The organism is Actinoallomurus acaciae, assembly GCF_042429965.1.
In the GTDB taxonomy this organism is placed as follows: domain Bacteria; phylum Actinomycetota; class Actinomycetes; order Streptosporangiales; family Streptosporangiaceae; genus Actinoallomurus; species Actinoallomurus acaciae.
Map to the genome: position 1 here is coordinate 1 of NZ_JBHLZP010000376.1, position 8,035 is coordinate 8,035.

An 8,035-nucleotide genomic window follows, 5' to 3' on the forward strand; every position below is an offset into this window, starting at 1 on the left:
CTGTTGTAGGACCGGACATGCGCGGCGACGTACGCGGTCGCCTTCGTGGCGAGGGCCGGCCGTGCGCCGGTGGCCTCCCTCGACGTCATCGCGTCCGGGCCCGGCGAGCTGACCGAGTTCTTCCGCACCCTCACCGACCGGGCCCGCACGCTGACCGCCGGGGGCGCGCCGGACGACAGCGGCATCAGCGCGCCGCCGCCCGACTCCGGAGTGCTCGGGCCCGACGTGCCCGCCGGCGGGCTGACGGTCACCGTGGGCGTCGGCGCCTCGCTGTTCGACGACCGGTACGGCCTGGCGAGCCGCAAGCCCACCGGGTTGAAGCCGATGCGGATGTTCCCCAACGACGACCTCGACCCGGACTGGTGCCACGGCGACGTCAGCCTGCAGCTGTCGGCGGAGGACGACGACACCGTCGTGCACGCGCTGCGCGACATCGCCCGCCACACGCGTGGCGCGGCGCAGATCCGCTGGCGGATGAGCGGCTTCACCAGCCCGCCGCGCCCGAGCGGCACCCCCCGCAACCTCATGGGCTTCAAGGACGGCATCTCCAACCCCGACGCCACGAGCGCGAGTGAGATGGACGCCCTGGTCTGGGCGGACCGTTCGCACGAGCCGGCCTGGACCGCCGGCGGCTCGTACGCCGCCATCCGGCTGATCCGCATGCTCGTGGAGTTCTGGGACCGGGTGGGGATCACCGAGCAGGAGCAGATGTTCGGCCGCGACCGGGCGACCGGCGCACCCCTCGACGGCACCCACGAGCTGGACGAGCCCAAGTTCGCCCAGGACCCGATCGGGAAGGTCATCCCGCTGACCAGCCACATCCGGATGGCCAACCCCCGTACGCCGCAGACCGCCGACAGCCGGATCCTGCGCCGCAGCTACAACTACGACCTCGGTGTGGACGCCGTCGGCAACCTCGACATGGGCCTGCTGTTCACCTGCTACCAGCAGGACCTGAAGCGCCAGTTCGAGGCCGTGCAGGAGCGTCTGATCGACGAGCCGCTCGTGGACTACATCACCCCGTTCGGCGGCGGGTACTTCTTCGCGCTGCCGGGCGTACGCGATTCCAAGGACTTCCTCGGGCGAACGCTCCTCGCGTAGATGTACGGCGGGTTAACACCGCCGCCGTGAGGGCGGGTGAAGGCCAGGCAAAGATCCTTTAATCCCACATGGGGCCTTGTTCACCTGGAAGACACCTTCCATCACCGCGATCTTCGTCCCGATCCGATGGGATCCCCGCTGGACCGACACGGCCCCCGGGATTCCGTCCGAGGACCCGGAGCTTGATATTCCTTCAGGAGGCAAGATGGGTCCCGGCAAGTGGAAGAGACGGCGACCGGTGGTGATCGCCGCTTCGCTGGTGGCCGCCGGCTCGCTGGCGCTCGCGGCCTGCGGCACGAGCGGGGGCGGAGCGACGTCGCTCACCGCGGCCGAGTCGCCCGCCCGGACCACGACCCCGATCAAGCACCTCGTGGTGCTGTTCGACGAGAACATCTCGTTCGACCACTACTTCGGGACGTACCCGAAGGCGGCCAACACGGACGGCACGAAGTTCACCGCCAAGAGGCACACGCCGAAGGTGAACGGGCTGAGCAAGAAGCTGCTCACCAAGAACCCGAACCAGTACAACCCCACGCGCCTCACGCACGACCAGCCCCTGACCTGCGACCAGGACCACAGCTACGGCCACGAGCAGAAGGCCGTCGACGCGGGCAAGGTCGACAAGTTCGTGGAGAACACCGGCAAGGACACCTGCACGGGCATGCCGCCCCTGTTCGGTGAGCCGGGCCTGGTCATGGACTACTACGACGGCAACACCGTCACCGGCATGTGGAACTACGCCCAGAACTTCGCGCTGAGCGACAACTCCTGGGACTCGGTCTTCGGGCCGTCCACCCCCGGTGCGCTGAACCTGGTCTCGGGCCAGACCCACGGCGCCTACGCCGTCGACCCGGTGACGCACGAGAAGGTCAGCGACTCGTACGTGGTCGCCTCGCCGAACAAGAATGGCGTGGGCACGGTCATCAACGACCCGGACCCGGCGTACGACGACTGCTCGGACAACAACCACACGTCCAAGAACAACCTGGCCGTGATGACCGGCAAGAACATCGGCGACCTGCTGAACCGGCGGAAGGTCACCTGGGGCTGGTTCCAGGGCGGCTTCCGGCCGACCGGCTCGGCGAACGGCTACGCGGTCTGCGGCGCCTCCCACGCGAACGTCGGCGGCGTCTCCGCGGTCGACTACAGCCCGCACCACAACCCGTTCGCGTACTACAGGTCGACCGCGAACGAGAAGCATCTGGCGCCGTCGTCGGTCGCCGCGATCGGCCGTACGGACCAGGCCAATCACAACTACGACCTGACCGACTTCGACGCGGCGCTCAAGGCGGGCAACCTGCCGGCGGTGAGCTTCCTGAAGGCGGGCGAGTACCAGGACGGCCACGCGGGCTACTCCGACCCGCTGGACGAGCAGCAGTTCCTCGTCAGCACGATCAACAAGCTGCAGAAGTCCCCCGACTGGCGGTCCACCGCGGTCGTCATCGCCTACGACGACTCCGACGGCTGGTACGACCACGTCGCCCCGAAGATCACCAATGGCTCCTCCGACGCCGCCAACGACGACTCCGCGACGTGCGGCAAGCGCAGGATGGCCGGCGGCTACCAGGACCGCTGCGGTCCCAGCCAGCGTCTGCCCCTGCTGGTGATCTCGCCGTACTCCAAGGTCAACTACGTCGACCACCACTACACCGAGCAGGCCTCGATCACGCGCTTCATCGAGCAGAACTGGGGCGTCGGCCAGATCGGCGACGGCTCGTTCGACGCTCGCGCGGGAGACCTGAGCCACATGTTCGACTTCCGCCGCCCCCGGGCGGGTGCGCTCTTCCTCGACCCCAAGACGGGCGCTCGTCAGTTCGGCTGAGCCGGGCTCACCGAGAGGCGCCTCTGTCCGGCTTTGGCCGGACGGGGGCGCTTTTTCGTCACCACCTGCTGTTTACCTCGCGTTCAGGTTCCGGCAACATGATCGACGCCCCGTCGTCACCCTGGAGGGTAAATGGCTCCCCGCACGTGGAAGAGGCACAGACCGGCGGCGATCGCCGCGGCCCTGATGGCCGCCGGTTCGCTGACGCTGGCGAGCTGCGGAAGCGGTGAGAACGCCTCGAGCGCGCTGACCGCCGCCGAGTGGTCACCGGTTCGCACCTCGACGCCGATCCAGCACGTCGTGGTGCTGTTCGACGAGAACATCTCGTTCGACCACTACTTCGGGACGTATCCAAAGGCGGCCAACACGGACGGGACGAAGTTCACCGCCAAGAGGCACACGCCGAAGGTGAACGGGCTGAGCAAGAAGCTGCTCACCGACAACCCGAACCAGTACAACCCCACGCGCCTCACCCACGAGCAGGCCCTGACCTGCGACCAGGACCACACGTACGGCAAGGAACAACTGGCCGTCAACGGCGGCAAGATGGACAAGTTCGTCGAGAACACCGAGAAGGACAAGTGCACCGGCCAGCCGGTCCTGTTCGGTGAGCCGGGCCTGGTCATGGACTACTTCGACGGCAACACCGTCACCGGCATGTGGAACTACGCCCAGAACTACGCGATGAGCGACAACAACTGGGACACGGTGTTCGGGCCCTCGACGCCGGGCGCCATCGACCTCGTCTCCGGCAACACGCACGGCATCTACGCCGTCGACCCGGTGACGCACGAGAAGGTCAGCGACCCCTACGTCGTCCAGTCGCCGGACAAGGACGGCGTCGGCACGATGATCAACGACCCGGACCCGGCGTACGACGACTGCTCCGACAGCAACCACACGGCCAAGAACAACCTCGGCGTGATGACCGGCCGCAACGTCGGTGACCTGCTGAACAGGAGGAAGGTCACCTGGGGCTGGTTCCAGGGCGGCTTCAAGCCGACCGGCTCGGCGAACGGCTACGCGGTCTGCGGCGCCTCCCACGAGAACGTCGGCGGTGTCCCGGCGGTGGACTACAGCCCGCACCACGACCCGTTCCAGTACTACAAGTCGACGGCCAACCCCAAGCACCTGCCGCCGTCGTCGGTCGCCGCGATCGGCCGTACCGACCAGGCCAACCACAACTACGACCTCACCGACTTCGACGCCGCCCTCAAGGCCGGCAGCATGCCCGCGGTGAGCTTCCTGAAGGCGGCGTCGTACCAGGACGGCCACGCGGGCTACTCCGACCCGCTGGACGAGCAGCAGTTCCTCGTCAGCACGATCAACAAGATCCAGCAGTCGCCGGAGTGGCGGTCCACCGCGATCTTCATCGCCTACGACGACTCCGACGGCTGGTACGACCACGTCCCGCCGAAGGTCACGAACGGCTCGTCCGACGCCTCACAGGACACGCCGCTGTGCTCGAACGCGCGGGCCGCGGGCGGCTACCAGGACCGCTGCGGACCGAGCCAGCGTCTGCCGCTGCTCGCCATCTCGCCGTACTCCAGGGTCAACCACGTCGACCACTCGTACGCCGAGCAGACCTCGATCATGCGGTTCATCGAGGACAACTGGCGAGTGGGCCGCATCGGCGACACGTCCATGGACGTACGCGCCGGCGGCGTCGGCGGCCTGCTGGACTTCCGCCACCCGAGGGCGGGCCGGCTGCCCCTCGACCCGAAGACCGGCGCCCCGGTCTCCGGCTGACCCGGCACCACGCCTGACGGCCCCCGCCCCGCCGGGCGGGGGCCGTCTCGTCGCCGGAGCCCCGGTCTTCGAGGCGGTCCGACCAAAGTCGGAGCGGGCCCCTGCCGGGGAGGGACGGGCCGCGACCGCGCGCCCGATGTGGCGGCCCGGCCGGTCGCGCGATGCTGACCGGCGTGAACATCTCCGGCCGAAGACCCCGCCTGACCGTGGCGGCCGCCCCGCTCCCCGGCGACGCCGTGACCCTCCTCGGGCCGGTGCGCCGATGAACCCGCCCTACGGATACCTCGTCACCGTGGGTCTCCTCGCGGTCGGTGCCCTGTTCGTGCTGGCGGCGCCGCGTCGCCCTCGGCCGCTGGCCAAGCTGAGCTTCCTCATCGGTGTGGTCCTGGGCGAACTGCCGTTCGTGGCGCTCGCCTGGCTCCTGGCCGCCACCGTCCTGGCCCTCGTCCAAGGCGACCTGACTACACCGGTCGCCGACGGGACGGCGGCCGTGGCCCTCGTCGGCCTGGGCCTGGTGGCCCGGCGCGGCCACCAGGCGCTGCCCGCCGTACGACGCGCCCTGGGGGAGGTGCCCGTCTCGCGCCGCCTGCCGTACGGGCGCATCCTGTTCAGGCCCTTCTTCCGCCGCCACCGCGCCGTGGAGCGGATCCCCGGCCTGTCGTACGGCCCGGCCGGCCGGCGCAACCTCCTGGACCTCTACCGCCACCGTTCCCGGCCCACCGGCGCCCCGGTCCTGATCCACCTGCACGGCGGCGGGTACACCGGGGGCCGAAAGAACAGCCAGTCCCTGCCCCTCCTGTACCGGCTGGCCGCCCAGGGCTGGGTGTGCGTCAGCGCGAACTACCGCCTGCGCCCGCAGGCGACCTTCCACGACCACCTGGCGGACGCCAAGAAGGTGATCGCCTGGGTGCGGGAGAACGGCCCCGCGTACGGCGCCGACCCCGGTCGGATCGTGCTGGCGGGCAGCTCGGCCGGCGCGCACATGGCGGCCCTGGCCGCGCTCACCGCCGATGACCCCGCCCTCCAGCCCGGCTTCGAGCACGTGGACACCTCCGTCGCGGCGGTGATCGGCCTGGGCGGTTACTACGGGCCCTACTACGACGGGGACTCGCGGACCTCGCCCCTCGCCCATGTCCGGCCGGACGCGCCGCCGTTCTTCCTGGTCCACGGCGACCACGACACCGTGGCGCCGGCCGGGACCGCCCGGCTCCTCGCCGAACGCCTGCGCGGCCGGTCGGCTCAGCCGGTCGTCTACGCCGAACTGCCCGGCGGGCAGCACGCCTTCGACCTGTTCCACTCGCCGCGCTTCGAAGCCGTCATCAACGCCGTCGACGCCTTCACCGCCCACGTCCTGCCACCCGGCCATCCGCCGTCACAGCGGTAGCCGCCGGGCCATGGCGGTCAGTCCCGGCGGTCCGTGCCGAGCGCGCGTTCCAGGAACTCCGCCTGCAGGACGAGGATGTTCTCGGCGATCTCCTCCTGCGGCGTCATGTGCGTCGCGTCCGGCAGCGGCAGCACGGTGTGGGGTCGTCCGGCGGCCGTCAGCGCCGACGAGAGGCGCAGCGTGTGCGCGGCGAACACGTTGTCGTCCGCGAGCCCGTGGATCAGCATGAGCGGTCGCCGGAGGTGTTCCGCGTCGGCCAGGAGGCTTGAGCGGTCGTACGCCTCGGGGTTCTCGTCCGGATGGCCGAGGAAGCGCTCGTTCCAGTGGGTGTCGTACAGCCGCTGGTCGGTCACTGGCGCGCCGGCCACGGCGGCGTGGAAGACGCCGGGCTCGCGCAGCACGGCGAGCGCGGCGAGGAAGCCGCCGAAGGACCAGCCGCGGATGCCGACCCGGTCCAGGTCGAGGTCGGGATGGCGCTCGGCGGCCGCGTGCAGCGCGGCCACCTGGTCGGTCAGCGCGAGCGCCGCGCGGTCGCCGTAGATCTCCCGTTCCCAGGCGGGACCGCGGCCGGGCGTGCCACGGCCGTCCGCGACGACGACCGCGAAGCCACGGTCGGCGAACCACTGCGAGACCAGGAACTGGTCCCGGGCCGCCAGGACGCGCTGCCCGGCGGGCCCGCCGTAGGGGTCCATCAGCACCGGCAGCCGTCGTGATCCCGGTGTGTGCCCGGCCGGGAAGAGCACCGCGGTTCGCAGTTCCCCCTCTCCCGCGCGCAGCAGGTGCACCTTGGGCGTCAGGACGGGTCTCTCGGCATGCGAGGCGATCGATGAGGCCGGCCGCCCGTCGCGGTGCACGGTCACCCGGGCGCCGTCGTGGTCCAGCGACCGCGTGACGACGACGGTCGTACCGCCGGCGCGGTACCCGTGGTGGACGCCGGGCGCGTCGGCGAACGGGGCCGCCCCGGTATCCGGCGCGTACGTCCACAGGCCGATCTCCGTCGGCTCGGCGGACGCGGTGAACAGGACGGTCTCGCCGTCGACCCCGACGACCTGACGGACCTGCAGGCCCGGCGGGGTGACGGGCAGGTCGTCGACCAGCAGGCGCCGGCCGTCGTCCAGATCCGCGGTCCAGACGAGGCGGCCGCTCCCGGTGAGCGCCGGCACGCCCGGCACGATCTGCACCCAGTACGGGTCGGTGTCCTCACGCCGCAGGCGCGTCGCCCCGGTCAGCGGGTCGACCGCCAGCACCCGCATCGTCTTCTGGCTTCGGCTCTGCACGGCGATCAGCGGCTCGGACCCGCTCCAGCAGACGGCGGTGACGTACTCGAGGGCGACGCGGTCCCAGTCGACGGCCACCCGGCCGCCGTCCAGGCCGACGATCCACAGCGACACGTCGGCGTTGCGAGTGCCGGCGGCCGGGTAGGCGATCGCGGCGGGCGGCTTGGCCGGGTCGGCCGGGTCGGCGATGTACCAGCGCTCCACCGGTGCGTTGTCGACCCGGGCGACCAGCAGACGCGAGCCGTCCGGTGCCCACCAGAACCCGCGGTGGCGGCCCATCGACTCGGCCGCCACGTGCTCGGGGAGGCCATAGGTCACATCCGGGCCCTCCGGCGTGGCGAGCGCGCGGTCGCCGGAGCCGTCCACGCCGATCACGCGCAGGGACCCGCCGGAGACGTAGGCGACCGTGGAGCCGAGCGGGTCGGGGCGCGGTTCGACGACCGGGCCGGCCGCGGGCAGCTCCGTCGTCCGCGGGGCGCCGAGGTCGGCCAGCCACAGCCGTCCGGACAGCGCGTACGCGGCCGTGGTCGCGGCACGGTCGGTGGCGTACGCGGTCACTCCCGTGCTCTGCTCGCGGGCTCGCTCGCGGCGCGTCGCCTCCGCCGGCGACAGATCCTCGGCCGCGTCTCCGGGATCCACGATGAGCCGTTCCGTGCCCGCCGTGACGTCGAACTCCCACAGGCAGGTGACCGGATCGCCGCC

5 protein-coding genes are annotated in these 8,035 nt (G+C 71.0%); 4 read left to right on the top strand and 1 reads right to left on the bottom strand.

Annotated elements, in window-relative coordinates:
• Positions 1–45: 45 nt before the first annotated feature.
• The 4 genes from ACFFNX_RS35015 to ACFFNX_RS35030 all read left to right on the top strand — a co-directional run bounded on the left by ACFFNX_RS35015 (position 46) and on the right by ACFFNX_RS35030 (position 6,056).
• Entirely contained in the window at positions 46–1,101 is a 1,056-nt protein-coding gene (locus ACFFNX_RS35015) for a Dyp-type peroxidase (RefSeq protein WP_378210212.1), read from the top strand.
• A gap of 205 nt (positions 1,102–1,306) precedes the next feature.
• Complete coding sequence (locus tag ACFFNX_RS35020) at positions 1,307–2,923, top strand: phospholipase C (RefSeq protein WP_378210213.1); 1,617 nt, start codon at positions 1,307–1,309, stop codon at positions 2,921–2,923.
• Between the two features lie 132 nt (positions 2,924–3,055).
• Positions 3,056–4,672, top strand: coding sequence for a phospholipase C (locus ACFFNX_RS35025; RefSeq protein ID WP_378210214.1), 1,617 nt, complete (start codon positions 3,056–3,058; stop codon positions 4,670–4,672).
• A 262-nt stretch (positions 4,673–4,934) separates the two neighbouring features.
• The gene (locus tag ACFFNX_RS35030; RefSeq protein ID WP_378210215.1) at positions 4,935–6,056 is read left to right on the top strand and encodes an alpha/beta hydrolase; all 1,122 of its coding nucleotides are present in this window, start codon (positions 4,935–4,937) and stop codon (positions 6,054–6,056) included.
• A 17-nt stretch (positions 6,057–6,073) separates the two neighbouring features.
• On the opposite strand, the gene ACFFNX_RS35035 is transcribed toward ACFFNX_RS35030, so the two are convergent.
• Positions 6,074–8,035 (bottom strand): S9 family peptidase (locus ACFFNX_RS35035; RefSeq protein WP_378210216.1); only part of this gene is annotated, 1,962 nt, incomplete at its 5' end.